We start from the raw sequence: 16,499 nt of genomic DNA, 5'->3' as shown, positions 1-16,499 counted from the left end.
CACGGTGGTGTGAGAGGTCGACTGCTCAAATAATGAGCAGTCTCCTACTCGATCGGCAGCATAGTCTGCCGTTTTTTTACTTTGGAAGAACTAGACTAGAAAAAGCTATTTTCCTTGAAGTTCGAGTACAACCATTTCCGGAGCAACCTCTGTACGAACAGGTGGTCCCCAAAAGCCGTAGCCGTTATTGGTGATGGCGGTCAGATTACCAAAGTTTGTACGTCCATAATCCAGCTTGTACATTTTTTTCGTCACAAGACGATTAGGGAAAAGCTGGCCTGTATGCGTATGACCAGCCAGATAAAGATCATACCCCGCATCAGCTGCTGCATCCATACGGCGAGGCTGATGGTCAAGCAGAATGCTGTAGTATTCCTTATTTTTATCTGCCAGTCTTATAAGCTGATCATTGGTACGGTTCTTGCTATAATCATCAATGCCTGTTATTTTAATTTTGCTATCGATTATAGTGTCGTTGTTGCGTAGGATATGAAAGCCTTTTTCTGTAAGCATTTGCTGCCAGCGCAGCGGTTTATCGAGGTAATCATGGTTACCGAAGGCCATATAGACAGGCGCTTTAATCTGTGCCAAAGCGGCAAGCGTATCCTCCTCTTCTACGTAAAAGATGCGCTCATCAAGCATATCGCCGCTGACTACAACAAAGTCTGGCTTTTGCTCGTTGATGCGTGCTGCCAGACATTCTGCGTAGTCATGGCCGAGTATTCTTCCCATATGCAGGTCGGTGAGAAAGACTATTCTATAATGTGTATTGTGCGGCAGTTTTTCTGTTACCAGCAGTTCTGTACGTACCGTGGGATGAAAGGCGCGATAGCTGCCCCAAGCAATGAAGCAGCAGATAAAGGCAAGACCGATAATACTTATTTTTGCTGAAGGCAAATTCCGGTTGGCGAGTTTGCTTATAAGCCAACAGAGAAGGTGCAGGATTGCCAACAGAAGCGTATAGTAACAAAAGGCAATCCAAAGGCCCTCAATCCATGCTGTCAGTTTGAGCAGGAAATGCGGTGTTCCCTGTGGCAGCATAACGCTGATAGCAGTACCAAGTGCCATAAAAAGATATAGAAGCCCAAAGGCCAGCGTACGTCCGAAGGGCAGGTTGTGGCGATAATACATATAACCGATGATACTCATGAGAGCATCAATAGTACCGACGAAAAGAAAAATTCGCATCTTGTCACTAAAGCTCCTTTGTATATTAATCTTCTGTTTATATTATATATGTTAGAGTACGCTTTAAGTCAAGAGCAAAGCAAAGAAAAAAGGACTGCCGCTGAAGACAGTCCTTATTGCAGAGTGTTATTTGCTTGGAATAGCACCGACGCCGTTTAAGATGATGGATGGGCGGTAGGAGAATTCATTAATGTTCTCAGGTGTGCTTACACCACTAAGGACAAGTGCAGTCATCAAGCCGCTTTCCATGCCGGCAACAATATCCGTATCCATACGGTCGCCTATCATGGCAGCATCCTCAGAATGTACGTCTAACAGACGCAGTCCTGTGCGCATCATCAGCGGATTAGGCTTGCCGACAAAGTAGGCCTTTTTGCCGGTAGCAAGCTCAATAGGTGCGACCAGTGCGCGGCAGGCGGGGATGATACCGAAATCAGACGGTCCTGTAAGGTCACTGTTGGTGGCAATCAGGCGTGCTCCCTGGTTAATAAGGCTTACTGCCTTGAGAATCATATTGTAGTTATAAGAATTGGTTTCTCCGACGACAACATAGTCCGGATTAACATCATTCATGGTGATACCGGCATCATAAAGTGCATTTACCAGGCCGGGGCCACCGATAACATAGGCGCTGCAGCCAGGTGCCTGTGAATGGATGAATTTGGCAGTGGCAAGAGCACTGGTATAAAAATGACTTTCATCAACATCAAGCCCCAGACGCAAAAGCTTTTGCTGCAGCTCCTTGGGACTGCGTTCACTGGCGTTAGTCAAAAATAAAAAGCTCTTTTTTTCCTCGTACAGCCAGTTGACAAATTCTTTTACTCCCGGCAGCAGGTTATTTCCGTGATAGATAACACCATCCATATCGCAGATAAAACCTTTTTTGGTACGCAGCTGCGTTAATAGTAATTCATGTTTTTCGTTGTTATCCATAATTTTATACTTCCTTTTTTGTTTTAGACACTTATATTATGCAAGAAAAAAACGTCTTTTGCAAGAGCTGCAATGACAGCAGAAACAAGAATTAGTTAATAGTTTGTAAAATATTATTTTTTTGAGTGCTTTTTTATCGCTAAATGTTAAAAGAATTCTGAAGTTAGTGCTATATCATAGTTAGAGGTTGACATATTAGTGATATAGTGATAAAATAAAATATTTTTGACAATAAAGAAGGGGCGTGCTACAATATATTCATAAGGATTAATTTTTAGGAGGGTTGAAGATGTTTGCAACAGGTGACAGAGTTGTGTATCCTATCCATGGCGGTGCTATTGTTAAGGATATAGAAGCACATATGCAGGATGGCGAGAAGGTAGAATACTATATTTTACAAATGCTTTTTGAAAATATGACAGTAGCAGTACCGGTCGAGAATGCCGAAAAATTAGGACTCCGTTACATCGGTGACGAAGAAACCTTGAATACAATTGCCAATGTACTGCAAGAAGTGCCGGATGTGCAGTCGGTAAAAGCAATTTCCTGGAATCGGCGCTTTCAGCTGTATATGCAGAAAATAAAAAGCGGCAGCGTTGCTGAGGTTGCAAGAATCTTTAAAATCCTGACTATTTTAGAGCGCAGCAAAAAAATATCAGTAGGTGAGCGTCGTTTGCTGCATAGCACGAAGCAGATTTTGCAAAGTGAGGTTATGCTGATCAGGGATCTGGATGCAGAAAGAGCAGGCAAATGGTTAGATAGCTGCTGTATTTGAATATGATATATAGACCGTTTTAAGGCTGTTGCATTGCCAACCGCTTTAAAACGGTTTTTTGCAATTTTTTTAGACGTTTTTTTCATTAATGTCATATTAAAAAAAGTTATTTACTTGTATTTTGACGACTATAGCTGTATTATATAATTGATATAGTAGTAACAAGAACTACTATGAAGCAAATTTTAAAGAAAGGAGAAAATGCAATGCTGAGAAAAATTATTAGCTTGAGCATATCGTTAATTATTATTGTAACCGGACTCATACTAACAAATTTATCTTTACCGTTTTTATCAAATTACTTGGGCTATGATTTACACGGCAATGGCTTAATGGGAATTACCTTTGCTACCATGATACTGACCTTACCAGGTCTTTTTATATCTTCCTGGCTTGGCTTAGTATTGGCACCGTTTATTACAAAATGGCTGTTCAATTACGCTGAACGTCTGACGGTTTCTCTCTCCGGCGTACCTACCAGTGATATTCTGGTAATGATTTTCGGTATCGGCATCGGTCTGATTTTAGCAAATCTGATAGGCAGTCCTTTTTCCAGACTGCCGGTTATCGGACCGTTTATTCCCATCGTACTAAGCCTTGTACTTTCGGTTGTCGGTGCTAAGCTGGCTTTGCGTAAGCATAATGATATTGTGGAGTTTTTTAACCGCATTCCTACGCGTAAATCCGTAAAGCCTGTCGATGAAACAAAGAGCGTATTGGAGGGCCCTTTGGGGGACCGTCTTTACAGCAGCAATAAATTGCTTGATACCAGCGTCATTATTGACGGACGTGTTATGGATATTATGGCTGCAGGCTTTTTGGACGGTCAGCTGGTAGTGCCGAATTTTGTGTTGGAGGAGCTGCAGAAGCTGGCGGATTCTTCGGATAATATGAAGCGCGCCAAAGGGCGTCGTGGTCTGGATTTGGTGCATGATTTGCAAATAAGCTACAAGAATCGTATTCTGGTTGTAGATAATGATTACGATGATCTGGATGGCGTGGATGCTAAGCTGGTACGTTTGGCAAGACAGGCTAATGCTGACATCATTACTAATGATTATAACCTGAATAAGGTTGCCGGTATCCAGGGCGTTAAGGTATTGAATATCAATGAGCTGGCGAATGCCATTAAACCGGTAGTTGTTGCAGGCGAGGAAATGAATGTCTTTCTGGTTAAGGAAGGCAAGGAGCAGGGACAAGCTGTTGCTTATCTTGATGATGGCACTATGATTGTCGTAGAAAACGGACGTCACTCTATTGGTCACAGTGCGATTGTTGTGGTAACCAGTGTACTGCAGACATCTGCCGGAAGAATGATTTTCGCCAAAACAAAATAGGAGCTTTGAGATGGGCAAGGATGAACTTATTGTAATTGTTCCGGCTGCAGGCGCAGGTAAGCGTTTGGGGCTGGGAATTAATAAGGCCTTTGCTATGCTGAACGGTGCACCGCTGCTGGTGCACTGTCTGCATATGCTGGCTATAACAGGATTTGTGAAGCGTGCTGTTGTCGTGCTGGCGCCGCAGGAGGTGGCCGAAGGCCAGGAGCTTTTAGCCGGTTATCAGGAGGCGTATTTTAAGACGTTGCCGTTTTGCGTGGTAGCCGGTGGCAAGGAGCGTCAGGATAGTGTTGCCAATGCGCTGGCGACAGTGGAAGAAACTGACTGTTATATCGCTGTACACGATGGCGCGCGTCCCTTTGCGGGACGCGCTGTTTTTGAACGCACCTTAGCGGCTGCTAAGGTGCATGGCGCCGCAATTGCTGCCGTTCCGGTGAAGGATACCATCAAGGTTGTCGGCACCGACGGTATTGTAACTGCTACGCCTGAGCGCAGTACGCTGATGGCAGTACAGACACCGCAGATTTTTACAGCGGAACTGTTGAAACAGGCTTACGCGCAGCTGGCGGCATATCCCGCTGCTGTTACCGACGATGCTTCGGTAGTAGAGCTGATGGGACATAAGGTAGCGACAGCGCTGGGGCGCTACGAAAATATTAAAATTACCACGCCGGAGGATTTGCTCTTTGCAGAAAATCTGCTGGCACAACAGGAGCAGGAAAATGGAAAATAAGATTATGCTGCCGCAGTTTCGCATTGGCTGTGGCTATGATGTACATAAGCTGGTAGAAGACCGTAAATTAATCATCTGTGGTGTTGATGTGCCCTATGAAAAAGGCCTTTTAGGACACAGTGATGCAGATGTAGCTTTGCATGCGCTGATGGATGCGCTTTTGGGCGCTGCCGCTATGGGCGATATCGGCAAGCACTTCCCTGATACGGATGAACGCTTTAAGGGTGCAGACAGCATGCAGCTGACGCTGCATGTCAAAAAGCTCTTGCAGGAGGAAGGCTGGCAGGTTAATAACGTGGATGTGACGATTATTGCCCAACGCCCGAAGCTAGCAGGCTATATTGCCGCAATGCGTACTAATGTTGCCAAGGTCTTGGATGTTACTGAGTCGGTAGTAAATATTAAGGCGACAACAACAGAAAAGCTCGGTTTTACAGGAAGAGGCGAAGGTATTGCCGCTGAAGCTGTGGCGAGCATTGTCAAGATGTGATATAATAATTAGACTGATAAGTGTAATCTGGTTGGATATACCGGCGGAAGGAAATTTATTTTAGCCGGAGCCGGAGTGATTGTGCTTTTTTGGTAAATCTAATGTTAATAGATAAATTTGGAGGGATATATCAATGTGTAATGATGAAGTTAGAGTAAGATTTGCGCCGAGTCCGACTGGCCCGTTCCATATCGGTGGTGCGCGCAGTGCGCTGTTCAACTATCTGCTGGCTCGCAAAACCGGCGGCAAGCTGATTCTGCGTATCGAGGATACTGACCGTGAGCGTTCTACCCCGGAATCCGAGGAAAACATCAAGGCTGCTTTGAAGTGGCTGGGTATGGACTGGGATGAGGGCGTTGATGTTGGCGGACCGAATGGCCCGTACCATCAGATGGAACGTCTTGACATCTACAAAAAATATACTGACAAGCTGCTGGCTGAAGGTAAGGCTTACTATTGCTACTGCACCGATGAGGAGCTGGAGGAAGAACGCCAGAGCCTGATTAAAGAAGGCAAAATGCCGCGTTACATGGGCAAATGCCGCCATCTGACCGAAGAGCAGATTGCTCAGTTCAAAGCTGAAGGCCGCAAACCGACCGTTCGCTTCCGTGTTCCTGCCGACCAGCAGATTCTCGTTCGCGACATGGTTCGTGGCGATGTAGTTTTTGATTCCAATAATATCGGTGATTTCGTTATCGTTAAATCTGACGGCATCCCGACCTATAACTATGCTGTAGTTATCGACGATGCGCTGATGCATATTACCCACGTAATCCGCGCAGAAGAGCATCTGTCCAACACTCCGCGTCAATGCCTTGTTTATGATGCACTGGGCTTTAAGCAACCGACCTTCGGTCACATTTCCCTGATTCTGGGCAAGGACCACACCAAAATGAGCAAGCGTCACGGCGCTACCAGTGTTGACCAATATCGTCAGCTGGGCTACCTGCCGGAAGCTATCAACAACTTCCTGGCACTTTTGGGTTGGGCTCCGAACAGCGAGCAGGAAATCTTCAGCATGGACGAGCTGATTCACGAATTCAGCATGGACCGCGTTGCCAAGAACCCCGCTGTTTTCGATATCGACAAGCTGAACTGGATTAACCAGCACTATATGCGTCAGCTGGATGCGGAAGCATTCTTTGAAGCTGCTAAACCGCATATGATTGCTGCAGGCTACATGACTGGCGAAGAAGAAGGCGAGAAGCTGGCTTGGCTGAAACGCGTTGTAGCAACCGCACAGGAGCACATTTCTTATGCTGCACAGATTCCTGAATGCGTAGAAATGTACTTCAATGATGAATTCGATTTTGAAAACGAGGAAGCAGAAGCAGTCCTGAAGGCTGAAACTGTACCGACCGTTATCAATATGCTGCTGGAAGAGCTGCCAAAGGTAGAAAACCTGGACAATGCTGCAGTTAAAGCTCTGTTCAAGCAGATTCAGAAAGCAACTAAGCTGAAGGGCAAGGATGTATTCATGCCGATTCGTGTCGCTCTGACCGGCAACCAACATGGTCCTGAGCTGGCAGCAATGGTTCCGCTGCTGGGCGTTGAGCGTACTGCAAAACGTATTAAATCCAGCTTGGCAAAAGCAGGCGTAAATCTTTGATTGATGACCGACGATAAGGCTTCTTCTGCTTCGTAACGGCGTTGCTTGCATCTAAAGCCTTCTCGTCGCTCAGAGAATTTTTGCAAAGGAATAGTTATTATGAGCATTAAAGTATATAACACCTTAACCAAACAAAAAGAAGAATTCGTACCTATTCATCCTGGCAAAGCCAACATCTATGTTTGCGGTGTTACTCCGTACAATCATCCGCATGTTGGTAATGCGCGTCCGTTCGTAACCTGGGACGTTATCCGCCGTTTCCTGGAGCACGAAGGCTATGATGTAACCCATGTACAGAACTTTACTGATGTTGATGACAAGATTATCAACACTGCCAATAAAGAAGGCGTACAATGGTATGATATCTGCAATCGCTATATTGATTCCTACTTCGAAGTAATGGATAAGCTTAATGTACGTCGTGCACATGTTTATCCGCGTGTATCCGAGCATATCAATGATATCATCGCTACCGTGCAATGCCTGATTGATAATGGCTATGGCTATGTTGTTGATGGTGACGTTTTCTATAGCGTAGAAAAATTTAAATACTATGGTCAGCTTTCCGGCCGTAATCTGGAGGATATGCTGGCTGGCGCACGTGTAGACGTTGACGACCGCAAGCGTAATCCGATGGATTTTGCACTGTGGAAATCTGCTAAACCGGGCGAGCCTGCATGGGAAAGTCCTTGGGGACCTGGTCGTCCCGGCTGGCATATTGAATGCTCTACCATGAGCATGAAATATCTGGGCGAAACCTTTGACTTCCATGGCGGCGGCAGCGATTTGATTTTCCCGCATCATGAAAACGAGATTGCCCAGTCCGAAGGCTGCACCGGCATTCATCCTTTCGTACATTACTGGCTGCACAACGGCTTTATTACCGTTAACGAAGAAAAAATGTCCAAATCTCTGGGTAACTTCTTCATGGTTATTGATATCTTAGAGCATTACGACCCGGAAACACTGCGTTTCTTCATCGTTTCTACGCATTACCGCAGCCCGCTGGACTTCAGCGATGCACGTCTTACCGAAGCACAAAAGAGCCTTGCTCGTCTGCGTCAGGCACAGGAAACCTTGGGCGAGCTGAGCGAAATGCTGAGCGCAGGCCCGACTGCCGAAAGCCTGGCACTGCGCGAGAAGGTTAAGGAGCTGCGTGAAGCATTTATGGAGGCTATGCGCGATGACTTCAACACTGCGCTGGCTATCAGCCATATGTTTGCTCTGGCTAAGGAAATCAACATTTACCACAAGGCAGTTGTTGATGCCGGCATTAAACCGGACGGCAAGCTGGTTGCTATGTTCAACGATGTTTTTGCAGAAACCTGCTCTATTATAGGTGTTCTGGAAAAAACTGCTGCTCCGGCTGCAGAGAAAGCAGGCGACAGCAAGGAAGCCGAGCTGGTGGAAATGCTTATTGCTATGCGTCAGAATGCACGTAAAAACAAAAATTACGCATTGGCAGATGAGCTGCGCAACAAGCTGAATGAAATCGGCATTGTGCTGCAGGATACTCCGCAAGGCGTAAAATGGTCTAAGCAATAATGAAATTTGAACAATACAAAATGCTAAAGGAGCATGCCCTGGCAGCCTGTGCGGCTGCCGGTGCTCCTTTTCCTGCCACTAAGGAAATAAATCCTATATTACTGGCATATATCGGCGACGTAGTATTTTCTATGTATGTACGTCTGCGCCTTTTGCCGAACTCCAAGCATGTACGCATTGTGCATGATATCGGTTCCAAGATGGTTTCTGCAGTGTGCCAATGTCAGGCAATGCAGCAGCTGGAGGCGAGCCTGAGCGAGGAGGAAAGCGTTATTTTCCGTCGCGGACGCAATGCCAAGTCGATGGTGCCGAAAAGTGCCTCCGTACATGAATACCGTATGGCAACAGCCTTTGAAGCACTTTTGGGCTGGCTCTTCCTCGAAGAACGTGAGGAGCGCCTGCAGGAGGTTATGGATCTTTCCTTTGATATTATTAGTAAATATATGCAGGAAAATCACAAAAAATAATACCCCTCTATTTGTCCGTTGAAAAGAGAGGAGATGATAACGATGATGGTAAAATTAGTACGTCATACGCCGGAGCCGGAGCGCACTGTGGCGATGAGTGCACGTCTGTGCTATTCTCCGATTGGTGCTGCCCAGCTGGAAGAAAAAATCAGCGACGAGCAGGCAGCGAAGCTGGTACGTAAGCTGGTAAGCATGGGGCATTTGTCTACCCTGGAGCATGTTACCTTTACCTTTGCTATCGAAGGCGTATCCCGCGTTTTGACACATCAATTGGTGCGTCACCGCATTGCTTCTTATTCCCAGCAATCTCAGCGTTACGTTAAGGAGCATGATTTTGAAACAATCGTGCCCGCTTCTATTGCCTCCAAGCCTGCAGCTAAGGCAAAGTTTGACAAGCTGATGGCTGAGATTCAGGAAATGTATGACGAGTTTATCGCGCTGGGTATTCCAGCTGAGGATGCCCGTTATATTTTGCCTAACGCAACAGAAACGAAGATTGTCTGCACGTTTAATGCGCGTTCTCTGCTGAACTTCTTCAGCCTGCGCTGCTGCACCCGTGCACAATGGGAAATCCGTGCGTTGGCTAATGAGATGCTGCGCCAATGCCAGGAGGTAGCGCCTGTTATTTTTGAAAATGCAGGTCCTACCTGTGTATCTGAGGGCGTATGTCACGAGGGCGCTATGTCCTGTGGCCGTCTGCAGGCAATCTTGGCAGCAAAAGCCAAGGCAGAGCAAAAGCAGTAAGGAGAAACTATGGCTGAGCAGAATAGTGATTTAATAGCTGGACGTAATGCGGTTAGTGAAGCCTTGCGCAGCCAGCGCTCAATAAACAAAATACTTTTGCAGGAAGGTGCTCATGGCGGTAGCCTGGGCGAAATCATTGCCTTGGCTAAGGAAAAGGGCGTGCCTGTAGAGACTGTAAAGGCCGAAAAGCTGGATAAACTGGCTAAGGGCCTGCGTCATCAGGGCGTAGCAGCTTTAGCTGCACCAATTGCTTTCCGCACTCTGGACGATGTATTTGCCCGTGCAGCTGAAAAAAATGAAGAGCCATTTATTCTGTTGCTTGATGAGCTGCAGGATCCGCAGAACGTGGGTGCGCTTATCCGCAGTGCTGACGCTGCAGGCGTACATGGTGTATTGATGCCGCGTCGTCGCAGCTGTCCGCTCAACGCTGTTGTTGCCAAAATTTCAGCTGGTGCGGTGGAATATGTACCGGTTGTACAGATCGGCAATATTGCCCAGACCATCGAAGAGCTTAAGCAGCGTGGCTGCTGGGTTGTGGGCGCTGATATGGATGGCGTTGATTTTTATGCCGCCAATATGACCGGGCCGATTGTACTGGTGATTGGCGCTGAAGGCAGAGGCTTAGGCCGACTGGTTAAACAAAAATGTGATGATGTTGTCAGCATTCCGATGAATGGCGGCGTTAATTCACTGAATGCATCAGCAGCAGGTGCTGTTCTGATGTACGAGGTAGTGCGTCAACGACATCAATTCTAAAGAGGTGAAGGCATGGGCGAATATCTGATAATTGATGGGTATAATGTAATTAACGCCTGGAAGGATTTTGCCCAACTCCGCCAGGAAAACCTGGAGCATGCACGCGAGCTTTTGGTAGCGGGTGTGGCAGAATATGCTGCCTTTAAGGGGTATCGTGCCATTGTAGTTTTTGATGCGCAGGAGGTGGCAGGCGTTGCCGCATCCGAAAAGATTCATGGCATTGATGTTGTGTTTACTAATGAAGGTGAAACAGCAGATTCCTGGATTGAACGACGTACTTATGAGCTGCGGCACGTACAGGCCAAGGTTTTTGTTGTCACCAGTGACTATGCTGAGCAGATTAATATTTTGGGAGCAGGTGCCTACCGTATTTCCTCCCGAGAATTCCGCGAGCAGTATTATAAGGCTAAAAAGGAAATTGCCAATCGTCTGGCTGTCCCCAGACGCGCCTTAAACAGAAACGAGCTTGGTGGCAGGGTGAGCGGTCATGTGCTGGCGCATTTGGAAAAATTGCGCCGGGATAAAAGTTGACGTAAAGCACTGCTCGGGATATAATAAAAATACTAACGCTTTTGTTATGAAAAATTTGCGATAACTGTTTTGCAAGACAGTGGCAGATAGATAAATAGACGGAGGATATGCTATTGATGGCTACAGATACTGTAATGCAAAACGATCCTAATGACGCTTTTGCAAAAATGACTGATGAGGAAATCGTTTTAGAATCACAGCAGCATGATAATGTTTTAGCACAGGAATATCTGCTGCATAAATACAGAAACTTCGTCAGAGCTAAGGCTCGCAGCTATTTTTTAATAGGTGCAGAGCGCGAAGACATCATTCAGGAAGGCATGATTGGTCTGTATAAGGCTATTCGTGATTTCCGTGCTGACAAGCAGGCTTCGTTCCGCGCGTTTGCTGAGTTGTGTGTAACAAGGCAGATTATTACAGCGATAAAAACTGCTACCAGACAGAAGCATATTCCTCTCAACTCCTATGTATCGCTTAACAAGCCGATTTACGAGGAGGACAGTGACCGTACATTGCTGGATGTCATCAGTGGTGTTAAGGTTGCTAATCCGGAGGATATGATTATCAGCCGTGAGGAATTCAGCGATATTGAGAGCAAGATGAATGAAATTCTCAGTGACCTGGAATGGAAGGTTCTGATGAGCTATCTTGATGGCAAATCCTATCAGGAAATTGCTGCTGAGCTGGGGCGTCATATCAAATCTATTGATAATGCGCTGCAGCGTGTAAAGCGTAAACTTGAAAAATATATCATCAGCAAAGGAGACATTACTGACCTGCGTACAGTTTACAGCGGACTGCTGGCGATTGATCCGTATGAGCGTTTTAAGAATAAAAATTCCTGAAACTGCGGATAATTGATAAAACTGTAACAAAAATATACATCATTTTGAAATTTTCAGAATGGTGTTTTTTTATTAAGAGGATTTTACGCAAGTACAGCGAATAGATATATTAACAAGTTAGTAAAGCAAAATTGACACTTCGGTGTTAGAGGAGGTTTTTCAAATGAATCAAGTTGAAGAATTAGTGAAGGTTGTAGCAGAGGCTCAGGCCGACAAAGGAAATGTTGTTATTGTTACCGGTAAACCGGGCAGTGGCAAGAGCAAAGTTTTACGTGAAGCTGCAGAATCTCAAAAATGGACCTACGTTGACTGCCGTATGCTGATCAGCGAAGAGTTTTTGGCTATTCCGGCTGCTGACAGAGGTTTGTATGCTCCGGATATGTTTGCGGACATTCTGGCAAGCTATAATGCTGATGTTATCATCCTTGACAGACTGCAGACCTTGTTTGTACCCGTATTCCACATCAACACTGACAGCCTGATGCGTAAACTGAGCAAAAAGTTTACCATCGTAACCGCATGGCCCGGATACATTGATAACGGTAACCTGTGCTATGACAAATTTGATGGCACTGAAGCTATCCGTATCAGCCCCGATGGCTTTAAGATCTGGAACGTAGAAGGTTAATAGTTAATAAGCGGAGGCTTGATATGGAGCAGAAAAAACGTCGCTTTGCTGTTTTGACCGGCGGAGGTGACTGCCCGGGATTAAACGCTGTAATACGTGCAGTTGTAAAAACCTTCCTGCAGAACGATTGTGAGGTTTATGGCGTACTCAATGGCTTTAATGGTCTGATAAACGATAATCTGAAATTAATGGATTATGCTGCAGTATCCGGCATTTTGCCGCGTGGCGGAACAATTTTAGGCACTACGAACCGTGATAATCCCTTCCATTTTGCTGTTGAAGAAAATGGTGAGCTTGTATATAAGGATATGCGCGAAAAGGTTGTTGAAAACCTGCGCAAATACGATATAGAGGCCTTGGTTGTTATCGGCGGCGACGGTAGCCTGAATATTGGTGCTGAGCTGGCGCGTGAATGCGATATTAAGGTTGTTGGTGTGCCTAAGACTATTGATAACGATTTGCCTTGCACGGAGCGTACCTTCGGCTTTGACACTGCTATGGCGATGGCTACAGAAGCGCTTGACAGGTTGCATACTACAGCTGAATCGCATCACCGTGTTATGGTGCTGGAGGTCATGGGCCGCTATGCTGGCTGGATTGCTTTGCACAGTGGTATTGCCGGCGGTGCTGACGTTATTTTGCTACCGGAAATTCCTTATAAGCTGGAACCGGTGATTGCTAAGATTCAGGCACGTAAGGCTGCCGGCAAGAATTTCAGTATTGTAGTTGTTGCTGAGGGAGCACGTCCTGAAGGTGGCGAGATGTCAATTGCACGTATGGTTGAGGGCAGCTTTGAGCCAATCCGCCTTGGCGGTGCAGGCGAAAAGGTGGCGCAGGCCATTGAAGAGCAAACTGGCATTGAATCGCGTTGCACTGTATTAGGTTATTTGCAGCGTGGTGGTTCGCCTACAGCGTTTGACCGTGTACTGTCGACGCGTTATGGCGTGGCAGCGGCGGAGGCTTGCCTGAGACGTGAATATAATGTTATGGTATCCTTATATCATGATCAGATTGTTACCGTCTTTATTCAAAAGGCTGCTTCCAAACCGCGTCAGGTTCCTGTAGACAGCGAAATAATTCGCACAGGACGCCAGCTGGGATTGTGCTTTGGCGATTAATTTAAACTTGATTAATAGATTTAACCCCAGATTAAGATAAGAATTTTACATTACAGAGGATGGTGTTAGCGCCATCCTCTGTTTTTTATCAGGAAGCTTTAAGAAGTGTGAAAAATTTTAAAAAATAGTGAGATTTAATTGCAGTTAAGCGCGATTCAGAGTATAATAAAAAGGCTTAGTGTTTGCGAAAGGGAGTAAATCATGGACTTAAATTTAATTGCCGTTATTGTGGGTATTGTTGAAGGTCTGACTGAATTTTTGCCGGTTTCTTCTACCGGTCATATGATTATTGTCGGTCATGTATTAGGATTTGAAGGACAGCTGGCAGATGTTTTTGATGTGTTTGTACAGTTGGGCGCTATCTTATCTGTTGTTTTTATTTATAAAGAGCGTTTTGCCAGATTCTTTACTAAAGATGGCTGGGATATCAACAAGGGGCTTTCTGTCTGGCACGTAGCTGCCGGTATCGTGCCTGTTATGCTGGTAGCCTTCTTTCTGTATCACTATATCAAGGAGTATCTGTTTTCTCCTTTTACGGTAGCAATAGGCCTTTTCCTGGGCGGTCTGCTGCTGATGTTTGCGGAATATAGAACTAAAGGCCGTGAGGCTGAACTTGTTGATGATGTTGATAAAATTTCTATCCGTCAGGCAGTATGGGTTGGCATTTATCAATTCCTTTCCCTGTGGCCTGGTTTTTCCCGCAGCGGCAGCACTATTGCCGGTGGTCTTTTGGTTGGTCTTACTCGCAGTGCCGCAGCAAATTATACCTTTGTAATTGCTGTGCCGCTGATGTTTGTGGCCTGTATTTATGATCTGATCAGAAACCTTCAGTATCTTTCTGCAGGTGATCTGCAGGTATTGGCAATAGGCTTCGTTGTGTCGTTTATCGTTGCTTATATTTCGGTATTATGGTTCCTGAAATTTTTGCAGAATTCCAAGCTGACCAGCTTTGCCGTTTATAGAATACTGCTGGCCGGTGTAACCTACTGGTATTTCTACATGTAAGCCTGCTCTAAAATCTTTGTTTGCGAAAGTATTGACAAAACAGGCTTTATCCTTTATAATAATAAAAGAATTTTGTGCTGGCATAGCTCAATTGGCAGAGCAGCTGATTTGTAATCAGCAGGTTGTGGGTTCGATTCCTATTGCCAGCTCCAATGAATTTTCGCCGTCAGATGTTTATCTGGCGGCGTTTTTGTTTTTCCTGTAAAAAAATAACTGCTAATTCACAGCGAATTAGCAGTTATTTGCTTTACAGCTTATTCTTCTTCAGCAATTTTTCCTTTGAGATCGTGGTCGGTCATTGCGCAAACGCAGGAGTCGGACCAAACGTTTTCAGCGGTTTCAACCATATCGATGATGGTGTAAATCGGCAGGATGATACCCATGATACCGATAGGAGCGCCAATGCCGCTCATCAGAGACAGGGTGAGGAAGTAGCAGCCCATCGGTACGCCTGCGTTACCAACAGCAGCCAGTACAGATACCAGCAGCCAGGTAAGCATGGTGGTCATGGACAGCTCAAAGCCTGCATTCTGCATAACGAAAATGGAAGTGATCAAAATGAAGGCAGCGCAGCCGTTCATGTTGATGGTGGTGCAGATAGGCAGTACAAAGCGGGAAACAGCTTTGTTAACCTTCATGTTTTGTTCAGCGGACGCCATAGTTACAGGCAGGGTGCCTGCGGAGCTCTTGGTGAACAGTGCAACAGCGACTGCCGGAGACATTTTCTTGAATACATCAATCGGGTTCAGGCCTCTTGCAAGCAGGAAGATAGGCAGAACGATGAAGAACTGTACACAGTTGCTGGCCATGATAACCAGAGTATATTTGCCCAGAGCGCCAACGATTACGCCGGCTTCAATCTGTGCGGAAAGCTGACCTGCGAATGCCAGAATACCGAGAGGCAGTACGAACAGCAACGCTTTAATAAGAGTGAACAGCAGCTCCTGGAAGCCTAATACTGCTTTCAGCAGAGCTTCTCTGTTTTCGGTTTTAGGCATAAATGCCAGACCTAAACCCATAGCAGCAGCAATCAGCATTACGGAAAGCACGTTGCCTGCGAGGAACGGCTGCAGCATGTTGTTAGGAATAACATTTAAAATGTGGTCATAGTAGCTTAACTTGCCAAGATTTTGCGGTACATTGGACATGCCGCTGCCAACAATTTCTGCCGGCAGGTTGCCGGGAGCTACCCAAAGGTAAATAGCAAGACCGATGCCTGCTGCACAAACAGTAGTCAAAAAGGTGTAAACTACAGCGTGACCAAAAATCTGACCGGTTTCTTTTTTGCTTCCCAAAGCAGCCAATGTAGTAATTACGGCTAAAGCAATGGTAGGTACGGCGATAAATTGGAAGAGGCGTGTGTAAACGGTAGCGATGAAGTTGAACAAGTCATTCAGGGGTTTGATTCCTAAATAACCGAGAATGGCACCGACTACCAGTGCGCCCATCCAGATAATAAATTGACTTTTGTTGTTTTGTGATTTGTTTTGATTTATCACTTTTTGTGCTAAATCCTTCACATCTGCATTTTGCTGCATTATATCCCTCCTAAAATAGGTGCTGTCAGATTTTTAGAATTTCTGTCAGCCAATACTCCCTAGGTTGCTTTGTGGCATACCTAAAGAATATTATAGCATTTTCTGAAAGATTTGTAAATTTCAATTTAGCAGTCATTAATGATATTTGAATATGGGATGTTTGTATTTAGGCTTACTGTTATTTATTGCAGCAAAGCACGTTTTAAGAGCAGTAGGATGTATACTTAGGTCAGAACAAGACGTTATGACGCTGAAAT

Annotated in this window: 17 protein-coding genes and 1 tRNA gene; 15 read left to right on the top strand and 3 right to left on the bottom strand. The window is 45.6% G+C overall.

Annotated features, from left to right (window positions below):
• Positions 1–105 precede the first annotated feature (105 nt).
• Together Q0612_RS00925 and Q0612_RS00920 are read right to left on the bottom strand one after the other, a co-directional pair.
• Entirely contained in the window at positions 106–1,188 is a 1,083-nt protein-coding gene (locus tag Q0612_RS00925; RefSeq protein ID WP_298879563.1) for a metallophosphoesterase, read from the bottom strand.
• A gap of 126 nt (positions 1,189–1,314) precedes the next feature.
• The gene (locus Q0612_RS00920; RefSeq protein ID WP_298879561.1) at positions 1,315–2,121 is read right to left on the bottom strand and encodes an HAD-IIA family hydrolase; all 807 of its coding nucleotides are present in this window, start codon (positions 2,119–2,121) and stop codon (positions 1,315–1,317) included.
• Between the two features lie 289 nt (positions 2,122–2,410).
• Between Q0612_RS00920 and Q0612_RS00915 the strand changes: the two genes are divergently transcribed.
• The 15 genes from Q0612_RS00915 to Q0612_RS00845 all read left to right on the top strand — a co-directional run bounded on the left by Q0612_RS00915 (position 2,411) and on the right by Q0612_RS00845 (position 14,856).
• Positions 2,411–2,896, top strand: a complete 486-nt coding sequence (locus Q0612_RS00915) for a CarD family transcriptional regulator (protein ID WP_293827966.1) — start codon at positions 2,411–2,413, stop codon at positions 2,894–2,896.
• A gap of 206 nt (positions 2,897–3,102) precedes the next feature.
• Positions 3,103–4,233 carry a PIN/TRAM domain-containing protein gene (locus Q0612_RS00910; RefSeq protein WP_298879558.1) on the top strand — a complete coding sequence of 377 codons (1,131 nt, stop codon included), beginning with the start codon at positions 3,103–3,105 and terminating at the stop codon, positions 4,231–4,233.
• Positions 4,234–4,243: 10 nt separating this feature from the next.
• A complete protein-coding gene (gene ispD, locus Q0612_RS00905) occupies positions 4,244–4,966 on the top strand; it encodes a 2-C-methyl-D-erythritol 4-phosphate cytidylyltransferase (RefSeq protein ID WP_298879556.1) in 723 nt (240 codons plus the stop codon).
• Positions 4,956–5,456 carry a 2-C-methyl-D-erythritol 2,4-cyclodiphosphate synthase gene (ispF, locus tag Q0612_RS00900; RefSeq protein WP_298879554.1) on the top strand — a complete coding sequence of 167 codons (501 nt, stop codon included), beginning with the start codon at positions 4,956–4,958 and terminating at the stop codon, positions 5,454–5,456. The genes ispD and ispF overlap by 11 nt, the downstream gene beginning before the upstream one ends.
• A gap of 133 nt (positions 5,457–5,589) precedes the next feature.
• Entirely contained in the window at positions 5,590–7,065 is a 1,476-nt protein-coding gene (gene gltX, locus Q0612_RS00895; RefSeq protein ID WP_293827977.1) for a glutamate--tRNA ligase, read from the top strand.
• A 96-nt stretch (positions 7,066–7,161) separates the two neighbouring features.
• Complete coding sequence (gene cysS, locus Q0612_RS00890; protein WP_367181675.1) at positions 7,162–8,610, top strand: cysteine--tRNA ligase; 1,449 nt, start codon at positions 7,162–7,164, stop codon at positions 8,608–8,610.
• Positions 8,610–9,077, top strand: a complete 468-nt coding sequence (locus tag Q0612_RS00885; RefSeq protein WP_298879548.1) for a Mini-ribonuclease 3 — start codon at positions 8,610–8,612, stop codon at positions 9,075–9,077. The genes cysS and Q0612_RS00885 overlap by 1 nt, the downstream gene beginning before the upstream one ends.
• A gap of 42 nt (positions 9,078–9,119) precedes the next feature.
• Entirely contained in the window at positions 9,120–9,821 is a 702-nt protein-coding gene (thyX, locus tag Q0612_RS00880) for an FAD-dependent thymidylate synthase (RefSeq protein WP_298879546.1), read from the top strand.
• A 9-nt stretch (positions 9,822–9,830) separates the two neighbouring features.
• On the top strand, positions 9,831–10,577 hold the full coding sequence (gene rlmB, locus Q0612_RS00875; protein ID WP_298879543.1) for a 23S rRNA (guanosine(2251)-2'-O)-methyltransferase RlmB: 747 nt from the start codon (positions 9,831–9,833) through the stop codon (positions 10,575–10,577).
• A 12-nt stretch (positions 10,578–10,589) separates the two neighbouring features.
• Positions 10,590–11,108: an NYN domain-containing protein gene (locus tag Q0612_RS00870; protein WP_293827987.1), complete on the top strand. Its 519-nt coding sequence runs from the start codon at positions 10,590–10,592 to the stop codon at positions 11,106–11,108.
• A gap of 107 nt (positions 11,109–11,215) precedes the next feature.
• Positions 11,216–11,953, top strand: a complete 738-nt coding sequence (gene sigH / locus Q0612_RS00865) for an RNA polymerase sporulation sigma factor SigH (protein WP_366517712.1) — start codon at positions 11,216–11,218, stop codon at positions 11,951–11,953.
• A gap of 163 nt (positions 11,954–12,116) precedes the next feature.
• Complete coding sequence (gene brxF, locus Q0612_RS00860) at positions 12,117–12,581, top strand: BREX-3 system P-loop-containing protein BrxF (RefSeq protein WP_021720626.1); 465 nt, start codon at positions 12,117–12,119, stop codon at positions 12,579–12,581.
• 23 nt (positions 12,582–12,604) lie between these two features.
• On the top strand, positions 12,605–13,699 hold the full coding sequence (locus Q0612_RS00855; protein WP_293722834.1) for a 6-phosphofructokinase: 1,095 nt from the start codon (positions 12,605–12,607) through the stop codon (positions 13,697–13,699).
• A 201-nt stretch (positions 13,700–13,900) separates the two neighbouring features.
• Positions 13,901–14,704: an undecaprenyl-diphosphate phosphatase gene (locus Q0612_RS00850; RefSeq protein WP_298879532.1), complete on the top strand. Its 804-nt coding sequence runs from the start codon at positions 13,901–13,903 to the stop codon at positions 14,702–14,704.
• A gap of 76 nt (positions 14,705–14,780) precedes the next feature.
• Positions 14,781–14,856 (top strand) — tRNA-Thr (locus Q0612_RS00845).
• Between the two features lie 102 nt (positions 14,857–14,958).
• Here the strand turns inward: Q0612_RS00845 and Q0612_RS00840 are convergent.
• A complete protein-coding gene (locus Q0612_RS00840) occupies positions 14,959–16,242 on the bottom strand; it encodes a dicarboxylate/amino acid:cation symporter (protein ID WP_298879529.1) in 1,284 nt (427 codons plus the stop codon).
• Between the last annotated feature and the right edge of the window lie 257 nt (positions 16,243–16,499).

Origin of the sequence: uncultured Phascolarctobacterium sp. (assembly GCF_937920985.1) — a bacterium.
Classification (GTDB): domain Bacteria; phylum Bacillota; class Negativicutes; order Acidaminococcales; family Acidaminococcaceae; genus Phascolarctobacterium_A.
The sequence above is the reverse complement of the archived record's forward strand: the minus strand, read 5'-3'. Positions and strand labels throughout refer to the sequence as shown.